General features: G+C 46.9%; 18 protein-coding genes. All 18 read left to right on the top strand.

Annotated elements, in window-relative coordinates:
* Positions 1 to 2: 2 nt before the first annotated feature.
* The 18 genes from GC096_RS22485 (at position 3) to GC096_RS22400 (ending at position 21,439) form a co-directional block, all read left to right on the top strand.
* A complete protein-coding gene (locus GC096_RS22485) occupies positions 3 to 1,514 on the top strand; it encodes an NADH-quinone oxidoreductase subunit N (protein ID WP_171633349.1) in 1,512 nt (503 codons plus the stop codon).
* Between the two features lie 997 nt (positions 1,515 to 2,511).
* Positions 2,512 to 5,046 (top strand): S8 family peptidase, encoded by a 2,535-nt coding sequence (locus tag GC096_RS22480; protein WP_246302896.1) that lies wholly within the window; start codon positions 2,512 to 2,514, stop codon positions 5,044 to 5,046.
* Between the two features lie 19 nt (positions 5,047 to 5,065).
* Positions 5,066 to 5,326, top strand: a complete 261-nt coding sequence (locus GC096_RS22475) for a DUF1146 domain-containing protein (protein WP_246302895.1) — start codon at positions 5,066 to 5,068, stop codon at positions 5,324 to 5,326.
* A 198-nt stretch (positions 5,327 to 5,524) separates the two neighbouring features.
* Entirely contained in the window at positions 5,525 to 6,844 is a 1,320-nt protein-coding gene (murA, locus tag GC096_RS22470) for a UDP-N-acetylglucosamine 1-carboxyvinyltransferase (RefSeq protein WP_171633436.1), read from the top strand.
* A 534-nt stretch (positions 6,845 to 7,378) separates the two neighbouring features.
* Positions 7,379 to 8,425: a stage II sporulation protein D gene (gene spoIID, locus GC096_RS22465; RefSeq protein ID WP_171633348.1), complete on the top strand. Its 1,047-nt coding sequence runs from the start codon at positions 7,379 to 7,381 to the stop codon at positions 8,423 to 8,425.
* Positions 8,426 to 8,507: 82 nt separating this feature from the next.
* Complete coding sequence (locus tag GC096_RS22460) at positions 8,508 to 9,245, top strand: M23 family metallopeptidase (protein ID WP_171633346.1); 738 nt, start codon at positions 8,508 to 8,510, stop codon at positions 9,243 to 9,245.
* A 247-nt stretch (positions 9,246 to 9,492) separates the two neighbouring features.
* Positions 9,493 to 9,783 carry a sporulation transcriptional regulator SpoIIID gene (gene spoIIID / locus GC096_RS22455; protein WP_057313422.1) on the top strand — a complete coding sequence of 97 codons (291 nt, stop codon included), beginning with the start codon at positions 9,493 to 9,495 and terminating at the stop codon, positions 9,781 to 9,783.
* Positions 9,784 to 9,957: 174 nt separating this feature from the next.
* Positions 9,958 to 10,956, top strand: coding sequence for a rod shape-determining protein (locus GC096_RS22450; protein WP_056611625.1), 999 nt, complete (start codon positions 9,958 to 9,960; stop codon positions 10,954 to 10,956).
* 34 nt (positions 10,957 to 10,990) lie between these two features.
* Complete coding sequence (locus tag GC096_RS22445; RefSeq protein WP_171633345.1) at positions 10,991 to 11,884, top strand: flagellar hook-basal body protein; 894 nt, start codon at positions 10,991 to 10,993, stop codon at positions 11,882 to 11,884.
* Between the two features lie 24 nt (positions 11,885 to 11,908).
* Positions 11,909 to 12,775, top strand: coding sequence for a flagellar hook-basal body protein (locus tag GC096_RS22440; RefSeq protein ID WP_171633343.1), 867 nt, complete (start codon positions 11,909 to 11,911; stop codon positions 12,773 to 12,775).
* A 25-nt stretch (positions 12,776 to 12,800) separates the two neighbouring features.
* Positions 12,801 to 13,019 carry a DNA-directed RNA polymerase subunit beta gene (locus GC096_RS22435; RefSeq protein WP_171633342.1) on the top strand — a complete coding sequence of 73 codons (219 nt, stop codon included), beginning with the start codon at positions 12,801 to 12,803 and terminating at the stop codon, positions 13,017 to 13,019.
* 114 nt (positions 13,020 to 13,133) lie between these two features.
* Positions 13,134 to 13,652, top strand: a complete 519-nt coding sequence (locus GC096_RS22430) for a CDP-alcohol phosphatidyltransferase family protein (protein ID WP_246302894.1) — start codon at positions 13,134 to 13,136, stop codon at positions 13,650 to 13,652.
* A gap of 169 nt (positions 13,653 to 13,821) precedes the next feature.
* A complete protein-coding gene (fabZ, locus tag GC096_RS22425; protein WP_029195635.1) occupies positions 13,822 to 14,250 on the top strand; it encodes a 3-hydroxyacyl-ACP dehydratase FabZ in 429 nt (142 codons plus the stop codon).
* Positions 14,251 to 14,282: 32 nt separating this feature from the next.
* A complete protein-coding gene (locus GC096_RS22420; protein WP_171633340.1) occupies positions 14,283 to 15,977 on the top strand; it encodes a phospho-sugar mutase in 1,695 nt (564 codons plus the stop codon).
* 252 nt (positions 15,978 to 16,229) lie between these two features.
* Positions 16,230 to 18,215 (top strand): DUF5693 family protein, encoded by a 1,986-nt coding sequence (locus GC096_RS22415; protein ID WP_246302906.1) that lies wholly within the window; start codon positions 16,230 to 16,232, stop codon positions 18,213 to 18,215.
* Entirely contained in the window at positions 18,188 to 19,324 is a 1,137-nt protein-coding gene (gene csaB / locus GC096_RS22410; protein ID WP_171633337.1) for a polysaccharide pyruvyl transferase CsaB, read from the top strand. Before GC096_RS22415 ends, csaB begins: the two co-directional genes overlap by 28 nt.
* 78 nt (positions 19,325 to 19,402) lie before the next feature.
* Complete coding sequence (locus GC096_RS22405; protein ID WP_171633336.1) at positions 19,403 to 20,194, top strand: WecB/TagA/CpsF family glycosyltransferase; 792 nt, start codon at positions 19,403 to 19,405, stop codon at positions 20,192 to 20,194.
* A 135-nt stretch (positions 20,195 to 20,329) separates the two neighbouring features.
* The gene (locus GC096_RS22400) at positions 20,330 to 21,439 is read left to right on the top strand and encodes a glycosyltransferase family 4 protein (protein ID WP_056611602.1); all 1,110 of its coding nucleotides are present in this window, start codon (positions 20,330 to 20,332) and stop codon (positions 21,437 to 21,439) included.
* Positions 21,440 to 21,592 lie beyond the last annotated feature (153 nt).

Genomic DNA, 21,592 nt, shown 5'->3' with positions numbered 1-21,592 from the left:
CAGTGGAACAGATTAGACTCCATGCTAGTGATTTATCGTATCTGCTCCCTGAGCTTGCGCTGGTTGCTACCGCGATCATCCTATCTCTCTTGGATTTGGTTCTGCCGAACCGATTCAGTCGTTCGATTATCGGATGGTTGACCCTTGTCGGCCTCGCGATTTCTGCCGTGTTCGTTGTCCTGCAGCTGAATCCGGACGAGGCGATTCAACTCTTGAATCAAAGCTATCGCGTCGACGACTTCTCGAACTTACTTAAATTATGCACCCTTGTCGGTACGGGACTCATCGTATTCATGAGCCTAGGCTTCGTGAAAGAGGATAGCATCCCGCATGTCGGGGAGTATTATTACTTCTATTTGCCTGCAGCGCTAGGGGCCATGATCATGTCATCCTCGGGCGATTTGATTACACTCTACGTTGGGTTGGAATTGCTGAGTATCACTTCTTACCTCATGGTGGCTATGAAGAAGAAAGACAAGAAATCCAATGAAGGAGCATTCAAATACTTGGTGATGGGTGGTATCTCATCCGCGATTATCCTGTATGGCATGTCCTTCCTGTACGGGATGGTCGGTTCTGCGAATCTGCAAGAGATTGGCGCAGCCCTACCAACGTTGGTCACATCGTACGAGCCGCTGCTCTACGTTGCTTTCTTCTTGCTGTTAGCCGGATTCGGTTTCAAAATTGCCGCCGCACCTTTCCACAGCTGGGCGCCAGATGTTTATGAAGGTGCGCCAACACCGGTTACGGCATTTTTGGCTGTCGTGTCCAAAGCGGCTGGATTCGCCATCTTGTTCCGTGTCTTCTATGTCTTGTTCGGATTTAGCGACTTCGGAGAGAGCAAGTTGCAATCCGATGTCTTCCTAGCGATATCCGTTATGGCGGCTATAGCGATGGTCGTGGGGAATTTCATTGCGCTGAAGCAAACGAATATGAAAAGGCTACTCGCCTATTCGGGAATTGCCAATGCAGGTTATCTGCTCGTTCCGATTGGAACGTACTTTTCGGCCACGCATTATGCCAATTTCTCGGAATTCATATTCTACTTAATCGCGTATATGTTTATGAACATCGGAGCTTTCGCTGTATTGATGATTATCGAGCAGGCTGAAGGACATACCGAAGCCAAAGGCTTCGCGGGTCTGTACTATCGCGCACCTTTAACAGCTGTGGCGATGGTATTAATCATCCTTTCCTTAGCTGGTATCCCGTTATCAGGTGGATTCTTCGGTAAGCTCTACATCATCTTAGGAACGATGCAGACGCAGCAATACTGGCTTGGTGCTCTAATGATCGCAACCAGCGTTGTTTCGTTCTACTATTATTTCAGTATCGTGCGTCAAATGTTCATGCGCAGCGATTACGAGCCAGCCGCAATCAAAGTGTCCGTGCCGTTAGGCATAACCGTTTGGTTATGTGCGCTAATCAGCGTGGCGCTTGGTGTGGTTCCGCATGTGGTGCTGAAAGGCATCGAAAGCGTCTTTACTTTGACGAAGGATTTTATTATCCAATAATCCGTACCCTAGAAGTCCTTCCTACGTAAATGTAGGGAGGGCTTTTTTGCTGCGAGTAGAGTGGTGTGAGTGGAGAGGAGTAGAAGTATTAGTAAAAGTACGAGTAAGGGTGGTGGGTGTGGTAAGAGTAAATGTAGGTAGTAAGCGACTGAGCGGTTAATGACATGGATTGCTAAGTCAGAGTAGTGAGTTGATCGGATGGAAGTTTCGTATTTCTCCTATGCAACAGATGATAGATGGATTTTATCCAGTTAAATATTGGGGTTTTCCGATTGGACGCGGAATAAATGGAAAACCTGCAGTTAATTTTGATCAATCCACCCAATCGGAACAAAACAGGCGATTTTAACTACATGTTATACAGTTAAATCGAATTTTCGAAGGAATTCTTCGGAAATAGCTGTACATTTTCCAGTTAATACAAATGTGTAGAGCATGAGACCCTTCGACCAACAGCACCAACACTTCCAACGCCGTCCGAGCGTCGAGCCCCATACTCGCATTTCGTACTCGCATTCCGTGCGCCGTAATGAGCACTCAACTTTGCCCCAATTTTTGAAGTTGTTGGCCCAAAGGCATTTGCCATCGATTTCACCTCATTTCCCCGGAAATAAAGGTTTATAGTTCCATTGTCCCCCACTTGTACACATTAATTAGATGTGCTTTGACCAACTCCCAAAAAATACTTTAAAAATTTGTTGTAAGATCTGAACTTTTTGCGAAGATGAACCGTTATAGGTATCGAGAAGATGTTTAATATGGTATAGATATATGAGAAAACTTTTATCGAGGCACCTCGAAGATGAGCGACCGCTATTCCACCCCACAAAGTGACGATAATCTTCGAAGCAAAGTCCGATTACTTTGTGGGGACCCCAGGAGGATGTAAGTTTTATCGCCATTAACAAAGCTGTTTTCGGACACCGAAAACGTATACCTTTCTTATGTGGTAAGTAAATGACAAAGAGATTTATTTTGGGATAAAGGACCTGATGTGATGACATATTTTCGATACGTAGGCCCCATGATATTGATGACAATGCTAGTCTTAGGACTAACGGGTTTCGTGCCTAACGTAGATGCGGCTTATGCGGTGTCTTCGGATCCCATGAGAGTGAAGCAAACTTATTTGGATATGATTCGCGTTGATCAAGCATGGGCTGCGGCAGGTGATTCCCATACGCCGATCATCGTCGCCGTGGTTGATACAGGCGTTGACCTTGGACATCCAGATTTAACTGGCAATTTAGTGGATGGTGTGAACTTGCTGCAGGCTTCGAAGAAGCCTTATGATGATAATGGACATGGAACGAACGTAGCCGGCTTGATTGCCGCTACGATTAATAACGATAAAGGCATCGCGGGAATTGCCCCTAATGCCAGAATTATGCCAATCAAGGCGCTTGAAGCAGATGGAACTGGCGGCGAAGCCAAGCTGGGTGAAGGCATTAAATATGCCGTGGACCACGGGGCGAAAATCGTAGTCCTTTCCCTGGGATTGAATAAATACTCGGATTATCTGGCAGGTATTGTGCAATACGCAGAGGACCGTAATGTCTTACTCGTCGCCGCTGTTGGTAATGAAAGCACGAGTGTGAAATACCCCGCGGCGTATCCGACTGTACTTTCTGTTGGTGGTGTGAGCATCAATAAACAGGCTGATCCACGATCGAATTACGGCCCAGAGCTCGATATTATGGCGCCTTGGGACGTCTATACGGCGGCGCTTGGCGGTGGCTACCAATACCAAGATGGAAGCTCAATGGCTGCGCCGCAAGTGGCAGCTGCAGCTGCGCTGATCTGGGGGAAATATCCGGCAATGTCGGCGTATCAGGTGCGCTCACAGATCGAGCAAACAGCTACGGACTTAATGTCCAAAGGCTGGGACGCTAAAACGGGTTACGGCTTACTGAATATCGAAAAGGCACTGACGGAGCCTTATAAGCAAGATCGCTTCGAGCCGAATGATGTTGTAAGTCAGGCTGCTTCGCTTCCTAATCATACGTTAGTCAAAGCGAACCTCAGCTCGGGGCAGGATCAGGACTGGTATGCGATTGATGCAGCGTATGACGGTTACATTCAGTTAGTCGTAAAGCCCGAGGATGGGGCAGGTATTCGTGTGAAGTTCGATTCAGGACAGAGCTTCGATGCAGTAAGTGGTACTGATGAAGGAAAACAGTCATTCACTGTGGCTGTGACCAAAGGCATTACTTATGTGCAGTTGGAGAATGTTGATCGAGCACGCAAGACCCTGCTGAATTACACGTTGCAAACGGATTTTATTATTTATACCGATCCTTTTGAGGATAATGATAAGCAGTATAAAGCTTTTACATTGCCAGAACGCAGTCAGACCATTCGAGGTACGTTTCATAAAACAGACGACATCGATTGGTTCGCAATGACGCTTGAACACTCGGGCACGATGCGCCTTAGACTATCGACGGATACGGGGCGGATCGATCCTATGCTTCTTTTTCAGAAAGAGGGGGAGAAGTCGACGACGATCGATCAGGCTGGCGATGGCGGTATGGAAGTGAGTTCCCAGATGGAAGTACTGCCTGGCCAATATTATATTCGTGTTAGTAATGTGAAGGATTATACCGGACCGATTACGGGTGAATACACGTTAGAGATTGAATATACGCCTAAATTGATTGACGCAAACGAGCCGAATGACAAATCGTATCAAGCTACATTTGTTGCGATGAATGCAGGGTATGAAGGTGTTTTTAGTAAAAATGAAGATGTGGATTGGTTCGAGTTCCGATTGACTTCCGATAGTCTGGCCCAAATCAGATTGACGAATATTCCTACCTCACGTACGTTGTATGCTACGTTGTATAATAATTCGTTACAGGAACAAGGCACCTATCGTAGTGACAGTGGTTCGAGTCAGCTTAATTTCGAGAAGCCGTTGCCCGAAGGAACGTATTATATTAAACTCCAGGCGAATCAGTGGTTTATGAGTCAGATGTATCGCTTGCAGTTGAATAGTTATGGGCTGGTCAGTGGTTATGTTGATATTGCTGGACATTGGGCACAAGATGCCATTAGCCAGCTTACCGAGCAAGGGATGATTAGCGGCTATGGGGATTATCGTTTTGCACCGAATCAATCCATTACAAGGGCTGAAGCAGCTACCGTGCTATCCCGTGCTTTGCGTTTATCGAAGCGCAAGGATTTGCGATTCAGCGATTTGGCCGTTTCACATTGGGCTTACGCGGATATAGCCAAAACCGTTCAAGCCTCTATCGTAGATGGTTACCCGGATGGAACGTTTAACCCGGATGGCAAGCTAACCCGTATGGAAATGACGCAAATGCTTGCGCGGAGTATGAATATGACAGGGAAGCTGAGAGGCAATACACCTTTTAGCGATGTGAGTGAATCTTACTGGGGTTTAGGCATCCTCAAACAGATGGCGGCAGATGGCTGGGTCAGCGGATTTCCCGATGGTACCTTCCATCCAGAAGATCAGGCAACACGGGCTGAATTTGTGACTTTGCTGGCTAGAGTCGTAAATCGGTAAAATCGAAAAGGAGTGACCTATGGGCGAGACGGACAAATGGAGTGAAGTGGCGCAATATGCGTCATGGATGAATATGGCTAGTATAGCTGTCTATATTCTTTGCATTGGGTTGGCATGGTGGTCGCTGCAAGCGTTCCGCTTTGATGTTTTGCTGCGAAACCCCAAAGGCGCACAAGCGATTATGCTGCAAATTTTACTTTCGATCGGACTCGGGCAGCTGGTTGCAGGGTTTTTCATTCAGTATTTAGGTCTCTCGATGAGCTTCAGCAAGATGTTTTAATGCGATTTTCCGAATAATGCAGAAGTTTGTTGTCAACAATGGATAATAGAACGGAATGAAAATCACATGACGCTTCGAACTCTATGTAGGGCATCTCTGACTGCCAAAAGAACACAGTTGTATCTATGTGGCTCCAAATGATAAACTTAGGAAATGTGCAAAACCTGTCTTTTAAAATAAGTGCGCGGAGGGACCATGATGAGCAAAATTATCGTCCGCGGTGGCCGAAAGCTAGCTGGCAATGTAAAAATCAACGGAGCAAAAAATGCGGTACTGCCGATTATTGCGGCTTCCATTCTGGGGTCGGAAGGTGAAAGCGTCATCCATGATGCGCCTCCCCTTGACGATGTACTAGTCATTAATAAAGTGTTACAAAGCTTAGGAATTGAAGTCGAATATAACCGTCAGGTGATTCGAGTAAGAGCTGGGCAGATTAATACCTGTGAGGCTTCCTATGATCTAGTCCGTAAAATGAGAGCCTCTTTCCTCGTGATGGGTCCTTTGTTAGCTAGGTTGGGTCAAGCGAGAATTTCGCTTCCAGGCGGTTGTGCGATTGGCACAAGACCGATTGACCAGCATCTCAAAGGCTTTGAAGCGATGGGTGCCGATATTGAACTAGGTCAAGGCTATATCGAAGCCAAAGTGAAAGGGCGCCTGAAGGGTGCCAAGATTTACTTGGATGTCGCCAGCGTAGGTGCAACCGAGAACATTATGATGGCTGCAACGCTTGCAGAAGGCACGACAACGATTGAAAATGCGGCAAAAGAGCCGGAAATCGTTGATTTGGCTAACTATCTGAATGCGATGGGCGCTGTAATCCGCGGTGCGGGAACGGGGGTTATTCGTATTGAGGGTGTAGAGAAGCTTCGTGGTTGCGTACATACGGTGATTCCAGATCGCGTAGAAGCCGGTACATACATGATCGCTGCAGCCATTACAGGCAGTGAGCTGTATATGGAGGGCGCGATTGGAGACCACCTTCGTCCTGTCATTTCCAAAATGCAGGAAATGGGTGTTACGATCGAAGAAGATGAGAACGGCATTCGCGTTCGAGCTACAGGTCCGTTGCGCGCGGTAGACGTGAAAACGTTGCCGTATCCAGGCTTCCCAACCGACATGCAGTCGCAAATGATGGCACTGTTGATGGTAGCGGACGGAACGAGCCTTGTAACGGAGACGGTGTTCGAGAACCGTTTCATGCATGTTGAAGAATTCGCGAATATGAATGCAAATATTAAAGTGGACGGTCGCACAGCGATCGTAAGCGGTAACTCCAAACTGCGTGGTGCCAAGGTATGTGCAACAGACCTGCGTGCTGGTGCAGCGCTCATTCTCGCGGCATTGGCGTCTGAGGGTGAGACGGAGATCACGGGTGTTCACCACATTGATCGTGGCTATGTCGATATCACCGACGTTCTGCGTGAACTAGGTGCCGATATTTATCGCTCGGTCCCACAAGAAATTGAGCAAGAAGTGGCGGAGCTTGGATTTTTCAATATCCAGCCGACGCTAGCGTAAGACAAGAGGAATCATCAGGGAACGGACCTGATGGTTCTTTTTTTGATTAACTCCTATACCTAACTTGACCTCTATTTTCACACCTATTTCTACGTCTCCCTCTCCCTCCAAGCCTACTTCTACTCCTACCTCGAAGCTAGACTTTACACTACTCCTATCCTCTCTTCCTGCTCCTATGAAAAGTAAAATAACCCTCTCGCATATTTAACTGTAAAAACTACAGTTAATTACGCCACTTTTCTCGCTTAAAATCAACTAACTGGATTTCCTGTAGTTAATCTAGCGAGATTTCACTGATATGGCCGATTGCGGTGATTTTACCTGTAAGTTTTCCATCTATTTGGAGATTTCGGGCCTTTACGGGGAAAATAGATGGAGGTTTTCCAGTTAACCCGCAGCTGGCAGGGGAGCATATCAGATACCTATCAACTACTTACCAGCCTCGTTCGTGTTCTATTCTAGCAACCCCTCTCATAAGCTAAGACATACCAAAATTGCTGCTAGTAAACGCGCTTATGGAGGCTGCTCAGACATATGTTTAAAAAGAAACGCGTGCTCAGAAAAGAAGTCATCCTGTGGATGACTGTTTGCTTATCTTCCATGTTGTGTGTCACTATCATCGTGCCTGGATTGCTAGTCAAGAAGATTCCGACCGACGAGGTGTACCCGATCCCCATCGAAGGCACAACTTTGCAAGAGACTAGCGCGGGGCAAGGTTTGATGATTCCCGTGTATTTGACGAAGCAGGAAGTCGTGCAGACCGTTCCACTAGAACAGTATGTAAGAGGTGTGCTGGCTGCCGAAATGCCCGTAGATTTTGAGTTAGAGGCACTCAAAGCGCAAGCGATGGCGGCAAGAACCTATGTTGTGCGTAGAGTCATAGAGAAGGATCATAGCAATATGCCCGTGAATGATGCACTAGTGACAGACACGACAGCCCATCAAGCCTATCTAACGGATCAAGAGCTTCGAACGAAGTGGGACAAGACCAAGTACGAAACGAATATGGCCAAGATTGATAGAGCCGTCAATGAGACCAAAGATAAGATACTTACGTTTGGACATGTACCGATCAACGCGACATTTTTCTCTACAAGCAATGGGTATACCGAGAATTCAGAAGAATATTGGCCGTTCGCAAGCCCTTATTTACGCAGCGTGCCTAGTCCGTGGGATATTAAGCTCTCCTCTCGCTATCAAGAAAGTGTCACGATTAGCTATAAGACGATGCTTCAGAAGTTAGGTGTAGCTAGTATCTCAACGACAGATACCAGTGCCAAGGGCATGAAAGTACTCTCTTGGTCTACCGGACATCGTATTAAAAGCATGACGATAGGAGGCAAGGTATTCTCAGGACGCGAAGTAAGAGAGAAGTTGGGTCTAGCATCCTCTCAATTCGCTTGGAAATGGGCGGGCTCTCAAATCACGATTACTACGTTCGGATACGGCCATGGAGTAGGTCTCAGCCAATGGGGCGCCAATGGTATGGCGAAAGAAGGGAAAACCGCGGAGGAGATCGTAACCTATTATTACACGGGCATCTCTATTGAAAATGCAGCTTCTTTTCTGGGCAAATCATAAACTTTTAATGTTTCTATAAAAATATCTTTCTGTAAGTATAAAACCTTGTAAAGTGTCAAGAATGGTTGATGAGGTGATAACCATGAGTGATAATAACAAAGGTTTTCAGAAAGAAGAAGCTCCTAAAACTGTTCAAGGAGCACAAGGTCCAACATCTGCATGGAAGAGGTTGCTTGCTAAGAAATGGGTATTCCCAGCGACGTATGTGGCAGCAGCAGCAATTATCTTAACCTTAATGTGGGTGTACCAGGGAGCAGGAACGAAAACAGTCAGCCTAGAAGATCCGGGTCTTAAGGTTAGCAGTAGCGAACAAACCGATAATCCGAAAGCACCACATGATGGGGCTCTCGCGGTTAACGGAACCACAGAAGCCATGCAATGGCCTGTGAAAGACAGAGCTGCTGTCGATGTGGCAATTCCTTACTATGACACGAATGCATCCAATGATGTGAAAGCAGCGGCAATGATCGAATACCTCGATCAACTGACACCGCACACAGCAATTGACTTGAAAGCCAAAGATGGCGCAGCATTTGATGTTCTAGCGGCACTAGGTGGTAAAGTTACAGCGGTTGAGCAAAGCCCTGTTGTTGGTAAGCTAGTTGAGATTACACACAGCAACGGATTGATCAGTATTTACCAAAGTTTATCTGATGTGAAGGTAACTAAGGGTGCAGAAGTGAAGAAGGGCGATATCATCGCCAAAGCTGGCAGCAACGATTTTGAGAAGGAAGATGGCGTGCATTTACACTTTGAAGTACGTCAAGTTAGCGACAATGCAGCCGTTAACCCAGAAACCCTCTTGAACGTGAAGCAATAAGCAGCATTTCGAGCATTGCGATACATGAGGCTAAGGCCTACATACTGTGAACGGCAGCGGGTATATACCTGCTGCTTTTTCACATTTTTATTGAACATTTGACCCGTAAAGGCGCCTAAAGCTGATTTTCTTTGATTATTTTGAAAATAAATATGGGAAATGAGCTTGTCAGGCTTGGTTACGTAGAATATCTAGTCATGCCCCTCATATACTTTACCAAACTATCTCGAGTAGGGAGGCGAGGGGAGTGCACGATTACATCAAAGAGCGAACCATTAAGATTGGTACCTGTATCGTCGAGACCAAGAATACGGTTCGCACCATTGCTAAGGAATTCGGCGTTTCCAAAAGCACAGTGCATAAGGATTTGACGGAAAGACTACCGGAAATCAACCCGGACCTGGCCAATCAGGTGAAACACATTTTGGAGTATCACAAGTCAATTCGGCACCTTAGGGGAGGAGAAGCGACGAAAATTAAGTATCGTAAGACCCGTAATCCTAAGCTTTCCGAGGTCTTGGTTACGGTTAAGTCCTAAGATACCCTTCATCCCGAGATGTTTCCTGTGTTTCCTTTAACTGGGCGTGTCGAAATTTCACGGAAAAAGAGGAAAACATGCATTTATAGCGAATTTAGCTTATAATTAGAACTGTATATCAGAGCGCCGATTCTTCACGGGATGGACGGTAGGTTTAGGGAGGATTAATTAGAAATGTTCAGCAAGGATATTGGAATAGATCTCGGCACGGCAAATGTGCTTATTCATGTAAAAGGTCGCGGAGTTGTGCTTGATGAGCCATCCGTAGTTGCGATTGAAAGTGATACGAAACGTGTGTTGGCTGTTGGAGAAGAAGCCTTCCGCATGGTAGGTAGAACACCTGGTAACATTATTGCGATTCGTCCTCTTAAGGATGGTGTTATCGCGGATTTTGATATTACGGAAATGATGTTGAAGCATTTCATTGCCAAAATTGGGGGCAAGAATTGGTATTCTCATCCGAGAATACTGATCTGCGCCCCTACCAACATTACCTCAGTTGAGCAGAAAGCGATTCGTGAAGCAGCTGAGCGCAGCGGTGCCCGAGAGGTATTCATGGAAGAAGAACCGAAGGCGGCGGCAATTGGCGCTGGTATGGACATCTTCCAACCTAGCGGTAACATGGTTGTTGATATTGGCGGAGGGACGACGGATGTTGCCGTGTTATCCATGGGCGACATCGTCACCTCCTCTTCCATCAAGATTGCGGGCGACAAGTTCGATATCGCGATCACGAAGTATATCAAAAATAAGTACAAGCTGTTGATCGGTGAACGGACAAGTGAAGATATTAAGTTGAAAATTGGAACGGTATATCCACATGGGCGTGATCAAGAGATGGATATTCGCGGAAGAGATATGGTTTCTGGACTTCCATTGACAATTACAATTCACTCCAGTGAGGTACAGGAAGCGTTATGGGATCCAGTTTACTCCATCGTCACAGCGGCGAAGAGCGTACTTGAGCGGACACCTCCTGAGTTGTCTGCGGACATTATTGACCGTGGCGTTATTCTGACAGGCGGCGGCGCATTGTTGCATGGTCTTGATCAACTGCTTGCGGATGAGTTGAAAGTACCTGTACTTATCGCTGAAGATCCAATGTCTTGTGTGGTTAAAGGCACAGGCATTATGTTGGATAATTTAGATAAAGTAACCAAACGTAAATTTTAATGATGAAATAACAACCTATCTAAGAGGTGACTAGATGTTAAGAGGACTGTATACCGCGGCGGCAGGGATGATTTCTGAGCAACGCAGACACGATACCATAACGAATAATATTGCTAACTTGAATTCTCCAGGCTTTAAACAGGGTAATGCCTTGTCGCGTTCGTTTCCAGAAATGCTGATCTCTACGATTCGCGGTGGACAAGGTGCCTCTCCAGCACCGCTTGGGAGGATGAGCTTAGGTGTGTTCTCGGAGGAGAGTATCTCCGTCCACACCCAAGGTGATCTGCAGGAAACGCAGAATCCCTTCGATTTCGCATTGGTTTCCAATATTCAACTACCGGGAATTACATTTGATACAACGGGTAAATACGTAAATGCAGAAGGGGAGCGAACGTTCCAACCGCAGGCACTATTTACCGTCTTGAACCCGAATGGCGAGCAACGTTACTCTTTAAACGGGAAGTTCACTGTCGATGCAGCAGGTCAGCTTGTTAATGCCAATGGCGAACAAGTATTGGGCCGAGATGGACAACCCTTAGTTTTGTTGGATGGAGCCGGGCAGCCGATCTCCAATTTCAAAGTAACGGCTAAGGGCGAGTTCATGGATAGCGATGGACGCCCGATTCTAGATGCAGCAGGTGCTCCGATAGGTTTGATGCTTTCACGTGCAGAGAATCCGCATCTATTGCTCCGCGAGGGGAATGGGTTATTACGTATTAATCCAGGAGATGAAGCGACGATCTCGCAAGTAGCACTAGGTGACCAAGTTGAAGTGCGCCAAGGCTTTATCGAGCGATCGAACGTGGATTCCGCGCAATCCATGGTGGATATGATGTCGGCGCTGCGCGCCTATGAGGCGAATCAGAAAGTGATCCAATCGTATGATAAAAGTATGGACAAAGCAGCAAATGAAGTAGGGCGCGTCTAAATCTAGCTTGCGAAGGAGCCAGCCATGAACAATTCCATGATCAACTCATCGGTATCCATGCACAGCTTACAGCAAAAGCTGGATATTCTCTCCAATAACATAGCAAATGTGAATACAAACGGCTTTAAGAAGAAGGAAGCCTCCTTCGAGGATGTGTTGACCAATGTACAAGCACAACCTGAAGGGTTCCGTCAGCAAGGTCGCTTCTCGCCACTCGGTTTTAACCAAGGCTGGGGATCAAGGCTTGTGCAAATTCAGACGAATTTGGCGCAAGGGCCGATCCAGCCAACTGGCAATACAACGGACTTCGCTATTCAAGGCGATGGCTTGTTTGAAGTGGCTGTCAGCAAGGTGGACGATAATGGTAATCAAGTATTTCAGCCCGCTTGGACACGTAACGGGGCATTCAGTTTAACGCCGGACGGACAAGGCGGAACGGTGCTTACGACGAAAGAGGGCCATTATATCTCCGATATCGATGGAAGCCCGATTAACGTACCATCAGGGACTCGACCAGTCGTTGAGAAAGACGGTACGATCAAAGGCTACAATGAACAGGATCCAGCTGCTGCACCCGTTATATTAGGTCAAATCAAGCTGGTGCGTGTCGTACGACCGCAACTTCTTCAAGATGTGGGGGATAATTTATACACACTTCCAACGGGGATTACTGAGGCTGAGAAAGCGAATATCTTGCAAGATGTGAACGGCGTGGCTGCAACAGAAGCGACTCGCGTTAGCTTAATGCAGGGCTTTCTTGAACAATCGAATGTGACACTCTCGGATGAAATGACGGACCTAGTTATTGTCCAACGCGCATTGCAGCTGAATTCCCGTGCCATCACATCCTCTGATCAGATGATGAACATGGCTAACAATTTACGTGCATGATCGTAGAAAGGTAGGGATAGGTTCGATGGCAGACAAGCCAGCTCCAGTCAAGAAGAAGCCAAGGCCGAGATGGCAGAAGATCCTATGGCTTATTTTCAAAATTTTACGTATTCCCGTGCTAGCCGTTGTAGCGATCTATGTTGGTTTATGGGTAGGCTACACGAAGCTCGGAAATCAACCTTCATCAGAAATCTTACATATTAGCACATGGCGGCATTTATACGATCTCGTTTTTGCGAATTAATTGAACTCCCGTATGGGAGTTTTATTTTTGTAAGAGCAGTTGTATAATGAAGAAAGACTTTATCTACCAAATATTGAAGTTTCGGATCGGATACTTAGGCGCAGGAGGAGTACCTTGAATATACCGAACATGCTCACGATCAGCAGGTTTGTACTAATCCCCGTGTACCTCGTGCTTTTTTTCAATGGCTACATCCGAACCTCCTTCATCATTCTACTTGTAGCTGGATTAACGGATATTCTAGATGGCTATATCGCTAGAACGCGCAAGCTGGTCACCCCGATGGGTGTTATGTTAGATCCACTTGCCGACAAGTGCATGATGATTGCGGTCATCCTCTCCCTCCTCATCTCGGAGATGATTCCTTGGCAGGCAGCAGTGGCCATGTTCATCCGTGACGCAGGCATGATTATTGGCTCCGCCTTCTTTCATTTCAGAGGCAAACTGACCGTTCCAGCGAACGTTATGGGGAAGCTAACAACGGTACTCTACTATTTCGCCATCCTCTTTATTGTGTTTGAATTCGACTTTGCCATCACCTATTTGTGGTATGTGATCGGGGTCTCTTTCTTAACGTCATTCATTTATATTTTCCAGTTCCTTCTATTAAATCGTGGGGCTCGAGCGAAATAACGGTTATAGACAAAATGAAAAAAGAGCCTATGTAGGGGTCTGTCATACAGACCGTTACATAAGCTCCCCTTATATGAACCTTCACTTCTGCAGGATATGAAGGGACCTCCCTATTGTAAGTAATTCCCTTGTATTTTATACAAGTATTCGAAAGGAGCACGAACGCAAGATGCTAGATATTAATCAAATTCAAGAGATCATTCCTCACCGCCCGCCTTTCCTTCTCGTTGACCGTATTTTGGAAGTAGAAGAAGGGGTTAGAGCTGTAGGAATAAAAAATGTTACGATCAATGAACCTTTCTTCGCAGGGCATTTTCCTGGCTATCCAGTTATGCCGGGGGTGTTGATTGTTGAAGCTTTAGCACAAGTTGGTGCTGTAGCTGTATTGTCCATGCCTGAATATAAAGGCAAAATCGGCTTATTCGCAGGTGCAGATGGCATTCGCTGGCGTCAGCAAGTTGTACCAGGAGATACACTTACCTTAGAAATGACCATCACACGGGTAAAAGGCACCATAGTTAAAGGTCAAGCTGTGGCTAAAGTTGGCGACAAAGTGGTAGTCGAAGGTGAGCTTATGTTCGCCCTTGCTAATAAATAGCCCATACATATAAAGGAGATGAACCTACGACGATGACGCGTGTGCAAACAGAGTATCAATTATGGCTCCAAGATCCAGCTGTCGATGAGCAAACGAAGCAAGAACTTCAAGCTATTCGGGAAGATGAGAGAGAAATCGAGGATCGCTTTTATAAAGATCTTGAATTTGGGACAGGCGGTCTCCGTGGGGTCATTGGCGCGGGTACCAATCGTATCAATGTATACACCGTTGGTCGCGCTAGCCAAGGCTTAGCGCAATATGTAAACGGAACAGGAGCGGCTAATCCAGCTATCGTTCTAGCCTATGATTCCCGCCACATGTCACCTGAGTTCGCTTTGGAATCCGCGCTTGTTTTCGCGGGTAATGGGATTAAAGCCTATCTGTTCCAGACGCTGCATGCGACACCGCAGCTTTCTTTTGCCGTGAGATATCTAGGCGCGACAGCGGGTGTGGTTGTTACAGCGAGCCACAATCCACCAGAATATAATGGATATAAAGTGTACGGTGCAGACGGTGGGCAATTGGTGCCTGAGTTTGCAGAGCAAGTGATTGAGCACGTACAGAGCATCAACACCTTTGATAAAGTGAAGAAGTTGTCTCAGCAGGAAGCGGAAGCGCAAGGGCTTCTTGCTTGGTTAGGCGATGATGTTGATCAGGCTTACATACAGGCGGTTACGGCCGTTAGTCAAAATCCAGACGTCATTAAGGAAATCAGCGATGATTTCCGTGTGATTTTCACACCGCTACATGGCGCAGGGAATATACCGGTACGCGAAGTTCTCAAGGCCGTTGGCTTTGAACAAGTGCGTGTTGTTGCTGAACAAGAACTGCCAGATGCACAGTTCTCTACCGTCAAATCGCCGAACCCAGAAGAGCGTGAAGCGTTCACGCTAGCGATTGCACAAGCGAAGGAATGGAATGCCGATATCATTATCGGAACCGATCCGGATGCTGACCGTATGGGTGCTGTCGTGAAAGATCCGAATGGTGAATATGTCGTGCTATCGGGTAATCAATCCGGTGCGATTATTGTGAACTATCTATTGTCGAGTATGAAAGAGCGTGGAATACTTCCAGCTAACGGTGTTGTGATCAAAACGATCGTAACGAGTGAGATGGGCGCAGTTATCGCGAATCACTATGGAATTCCAACACTGAATACCTTAACGGGCTTTAAGTATATCGGTGAAAAAATGTCGCAATTCGAGAAAACGGGTGAACATACCTACCTGTTTGGCTATGAAGAGAGCTATGGTTACCTGGCTGGCGATTATGCAAGGGATAAAGATGCAGTCATCGCGGCTATGTTAATTGCAGAAGCTGCGGCTTACTATAAGAAGCAAGGCAAGACCTTGTATGAGGTGCTGCAAGAGCTGTACGAATCCTTTGGTTACTTTTTGGAAAAACTGGAATCAAGAACTCTTAAAGGGAAAGACGGCGTGGAACAAATTGGCCGAATGGTGGAAGCTTGGAGAACGAATCCGCCAACTGAGATCAGCGGTACACGTGTAATCGCGGTTGAGGACTACGCACAAGGGATTAATGGCTTACCTCGGGAGAACGTTCTTAAGTTCAAACTAGAGGACGGTTCATGGTTCTGCTTACGTCCATCCGGCACAGAGCCGAAAATTAAATTTTACTTTGCAGTCCAAGGAGTAACTGGACCTGAGGCTGCACAGCAACTAGATGGCATCATTCAATACGTACTTAATCGTGTAGACGGATAGTACAAATAGGTGTACAAAACCTCTTCAGAACCTAAGTGAGGGATAGCTCGTCTAATACATGGCAGGATAAGAAATCTACCATGTATTGGGCGTAATCCCCGCGTTTGGGGGCGGAGAGGTTTTCGAATGTATACGGGAATGGAAAGTAACTAAAAAAAGTAGATGCTCTAAGGAGTGGACGAACCAGTGAATTTGTATCAAACCTGGAATAACCCGTTAAGAAATATTTTGTGGTGGATCGTGATTTTGGGGATGCTGTGTTCCTTACCGCTGGCCTACACACGTCACCAAACCGAAACGTCGGCGAATCAAGTTGAATTCGTGTTTGACTATCGCGACTTATTGGATATTGCCGATGTGCAGACCAATCCACAGAACTTTGTAAACAATGAGCTAAAGAACATGAAAGCCGCGGGTATAAGCTCTATGGCTGTTTACGAAAGTACGCTGGGTGAGTTCAAGGAGAGCCGTCGCATTGAGATGTACAACTCTCGTGACGCGGCTATGCTGACGCAAACACTTGGTAATCCTAGCGAGAACTATACGTATATTCTGTTCGCAGATAATCAAACGCAACAGAAGCTAGAGCCGCTTATCCAGAAAACATTTGCGGATCTGAATGTAGGCGTAAAGCCGTGGAGCTTCAAAAACCGTAATGGTCTCATCATTCAGATGAGCACGGATGATGCTTCTATTAAGGCGATGGATCCCGATCCGATCACGTTACAAATGCTGAAAGAGCAAGGATTCCAAATCGTCGTACGGTTAGCGAATCGCAGACCGTTTCACACCAATGAGATGGATGCTATGCTCAAGCAGTTCCATGGTCTTGGTGTCAAACGCATCATCGTGGATGGGAATGAAGTCCCTGGGTATACCGAAGAAGATACAGAAGTGAATTTGAATAAAATGGCTGATCTGCTTAATAAGTACGGCATCGGACTCGCAGCAATTGAGTTATTGAAGGAGCCGCAAAAAGGATTTAGTACATTAGCTAAGCAAACGAATTACAACGTTGTGCGTCTGCACTCTTTTACAGAGAAAGATGGCGAGAAACTGACAGAGCCATTGAAGAAAGCCGAACTTGCAGATCGTGTGCAAGGTGTGTCAGACAGGCTTGTATTGGCTGTGAAGGATCGTAATATCCGCATGGTATTTCTGAATGCTAGACCGGTGAAAAGCTTAGATAAAGGCAAGCTTGTTGACCCGCTTTCGTCCTATTATGCAGCCTTACAGGGTAAAGACGGTGCGATTCCTCGTATCCAAGACGTAGGCTTTACATTAGGACCAGCTGAGGCATTCGATGTACATACAACAGGTTGGCAGAAGATTGCTCGATTCTTCTTACTGTTAGGCGGACTAAGCTTGATCGTATGGATGATTTCGTTCTTCTTGCCTGAATTGACGATCGTTTTCTTCGTTGTCGGCTTGCTTGGTTTAGTTGCTCTACACACGCTTTCGGCGAATTTGTACGCACAAGGACTTGCGTTGGCGACAGCGATTAGTGCACCTAGCGTTGCGGTTATGCTGGCCATCCGATCAGTGCGATCAGGTGTTGCAGCGAAGTGGAAATCAGGACTGGCTTACGGGCTGTGGCAGTTATTACGAACATCGCTCGTGTCTTGTTTAGGTATTGTGTATGTCGTAGCACTATTGAATCATGTCACGTATTCCTTGGTGTTGCAGCAGTTTAGGGGAGTTGGGATGCTGCATTTGCTACCAATTGCCATAGTTGGTGTGTATCTCTTATTCTTTAGTGAGAATAATACGTATAAGGAAAAGATCGCGAATATTCGCCGATTGCTTTCTTCCTATATAAGTGTGTTGTGGATTGTGATCGCAGGCGTAGGGCTTGCAGCTGTCTTCTACTACTTGTCTCGTACAGGGAATGAAGGACAAGCTTCTTCTGTTGAGAAGTTATTCCGTTCCTTCTTAGAAAATACATTAGGCGTACGTCCACGGACGAAGGAGTTCCTAGTCGCTCATCCGATTTTCGTACTCGGTGCGTATTTGTCCGTTCGTTACCGTCATGCCGTGTACTTGCTGTTCATCGGTGTTGTTGGTCAACTTTCCTTAGTGGATACGTTTGCTCATCTGCACACACCGCTGCACATTTCGTTAATCCGTATCTTCTACGGACTTGTGCTAGGTGCAATCATCGGGTTAGTTCTCATTGCAGCTTGGGAAATCATCACAAGGAGTTGGAAACGATGGGTACAGCCCCAATTGTCAAAATAGCGTTATCCGGCTACTACGGTTTCGATAATAGCGGGGACGAGGCTGTACTGCAGTCGATTTTGTTCGCTTTGCAGGAGCAAGGTCAAGAGCAGGGCATTCAGATTGAACCTATCGTGCTTTCGGCCAATCCAGAGAAAACAACAGCGATGTACGGGGTGAAAGCTTATCATCGGATGAAACCAGGTTCGCTGTTGCGTGCTTTGCGCGAATCGAATGGTTTGATCAGCGGTGGCGGGAGCTTATTGCAAGATGCCACCAGCGCGAAGACGATCCCGTATTACTTGGCTGTCTTGAAAATAGCGCAATGGCTTGGGAAGCCAACGTTTATTTATTCGCAAGGCATCGGGCCGGTGGGCCGGCCGATGTTTTACGGCTGGATCCGCAGCGTGTTCAAGCGCTGCGCGTTCGTGTCGGTCCGCGATACAGAGTCCGCGGACTTATTAGGTAAGATGCGCCTCCCGCGGGAGCGCATCACGGTCGTGCCCGACCCGGTGATGGGCTTGCCCCTCCGGGATGCAGTGGAAGGCGGTGGCGCGACGGTTGGAGCCGCGCTTAGTGGTAGTGAGGTGCGGACGATCGGTGTGTCCGTCCGCTTCTGGAACGAGGACCGCTCCGAGCTGGAAGCCCTCGCGCGGTCCCTGCAAGAGCTGCTCGCAGCACGCACGGACGTGCAGCTGCGGTTCTTGCCCTTCCACCTCCCCTCGGATGAGGTGGCCTCGCAGTTCGTGATCGACCGCTTGGGCGATCATAAGAACAGAGCGGAGATGTTGCGTGGCATCACGCATCCGCAGGATATGCTGGCGCAGGTCGCGGCGTGCGACCTGCTGATCGGGATGAGGCTGCATTCTTTGATTTATGCAGCCTCGCAGTTCGTGCCTATGGTGGGGATCTCGTACGATCCGAAGATCGACCAGTTCCTCCATAGGCTTGGTATGAAAGCCGCTGCATCGACAGCTAGCTTCGATGCTTCTGCCTTTACAGAGGAGGCGCTGGGCCTCCTCGATGCTCGCGAGCAGTGGGCGGCGTCGAGCAGCGCCGCCATCGAGCAGCTGAAGGCGCAAGCGCAGCTGCCCGCGCAGCGGATCATTTCCTTTTACAAAAGGAAATAGTAGATAGATTTTCATCCACATTCCACCAACTAGCAACCAAATAGCAACTTACAACGTCAATAATAAGGAAGAGATATAATGAGCTCGACTTCTGTTACCAATCAGCCAGCAGCACTGGCATCCTTGCAAGTCATACCGAAAGTGCGAATTTACGGTGTGCCTATCTCCAAAATGAGTATGAAACAAACCGTCGACTACTTAACGAAGGTCATTGAGTACAAACAGCCGCATCAGGTGATCACGGCTAATCCCATTATGGTGATGGCTGCGCAAGACGATCCTTCTTACCTAAAAATGATGCAGCGCGCAGAGTTGATTGTCCCAGATGGAACAGGTGTTGTCTGGGCCGCTAATCACGTTGGTCAACCTGTCGCAGAAAGAGTGCCTGGCTACGACTTAATCCACGAACTCATGAAGGTCGGGGAGAAGAAGGCATGGAAGGTCTATCTTTTAGGTGCTTCTAATGAAGTTATTCAAGCCGCGGCTGAGAAGATTCGCACGACTTATCCGAATGTAAACTTGGTCGGAGTAAGGGATGGTTATTTCGGCGATGCTGAGGACGCGCAAGTGATCCAAGCTGTTAAAGACGCTGAACCAGATCTGCTACTCGTAGGCAGAGCGGCAGCGAATCAAGAGCCTTGGATCGGGAAATACAAAGAACAACTGGGTGTGCCCGTAATGATGGGAGTCGGCGGAAGTTTTGATGTGCTTTCGGGCAAGCTAAAGCGAGCACCTAAATTTTTTCAAAAACTACGTCTGGAATGGTTTTACCGCCTTCTTCAGGAACCGTGGCGCTATAAGAGAATGCTTCTATTACCGAAATTCGCAGTGAAAGTGATGCGCGACAAAGAGAACGTCACAAAACCATGAAAATATCTTTGAAAATTGGCTGAAAACGGTCATTTCAGATGAATTTAGCAGTAGTATTTGTGACGGAATGGGAGTATAATTCATTTCGGCGGTCACCAGCCTGCCACCCATGACAAGAGGAGCTGTGAAGAAGACATGTATGGATTATATGCGATAGGGTTTATTGCTGCGTGCGTTATGGCGTTGTTGCTGACACCCCTGGTCAAAAAATTTGCCTTCTGGGTAGGAGCTGTTGATGCCCCGAACCATCGGAAGGTTCATACGCGAATTATGCCGCGTTTAGGAGGATTAGCGATATTCCTCGCGTTCGTGGGAGCTTACTTCGTCGTCTCTCCAGCACTTGATGCTGTGAACTCAGATGCTGCTTTTGGACTTCTGCTCGGAGGCTTTGTGATTGTTGTCACAGGCGCTCTGGATGATCGTTTTCAATTATCCCCCAAATGGAAGCTTCTAGGACAGCTTATTGCTGCCTGTATCGTTGTTTCATTTGGACTCAAAATAGACTTAGTTAATATTCCGTTTGGCGAAACGAACTTGCCGATTGGTTGGTTGAGTATCCCGATTACAATATTGTGGATTGTTGGTGTATCCAATGCGATTAACTTGATTGACGGCCTGGATGGCTTGTCAGCAGGGGTATCGGGTATCGCGACAACAACCATTCTCATTCTTGCTCTTATGATGGGGAACGTAACTGTTATTTTACTTTGTGTGATTTTGCTAGGAAGTATTTCAGGCTTTATGTTCTTTAACTTCCATCCGGCCAAAATCTTCATGGGCGATTCCGGCGCCTTGTTCCTGGGCTTCGCCCTTGCGACACTTTCGATTCTCGGCTTTAAACAAGCTGCCGTTGTTTCACTGTTAATTCCGATTATGATTCTAGGCGTGCCCTTATCTGATACTTTCTTCGCCATGCTTCGCCGTTATGTGAATAAACTGCCAATCTCGGCACCGGACAAAAGCCACTTGCATCACTGCTTATTGCAAATGGGCTTCAGCCATCGTACAAGCGTTCTGATCATCTATGGAATTGCTGCTATTTTCGGTGGTAGCGCGGTGGTCTGCTCGGTATTTATTTCCCAAGACTCTACGTGGGGATTGATTATGATTATAGTCGCTTTGTTCCTCGTAATGCTTGTCGGAGCAGAGGCTATCGGTATTATTAGCAAAAGCCGCAAGCCTGTGATCAACTTCCTGCAAAGATTAGTTGGTAAACAGGTACAGAGCGATCGCGTAGGAAAATAAGTTTTCAGTTATAGGAAAAAATTCAATCCAGCCTTCGGGGCTGGATTTTTTGTATTTTTAAGGAAAAACGTTCTTTCTCTAAACATTTCAAGGCGATCTACCGATAAGTAATGTACAACAACTTTTGGCGTTCAACCACGTCTAATCATGTAG

Origin of the sequence: Paenibacillus plantarum, from assembly GCF_013141695.1 — a bacterium.
Taxonomy (GTDB): Bacteria; Bacillota; Bacilli; order Paenibacillales; family NBRC-103111; genus Paenibacillus_E; species Paenibacillus_E plantarum.
This window is presented reverse-complemented; position numbering and strand designations above follow the sequence as displayed.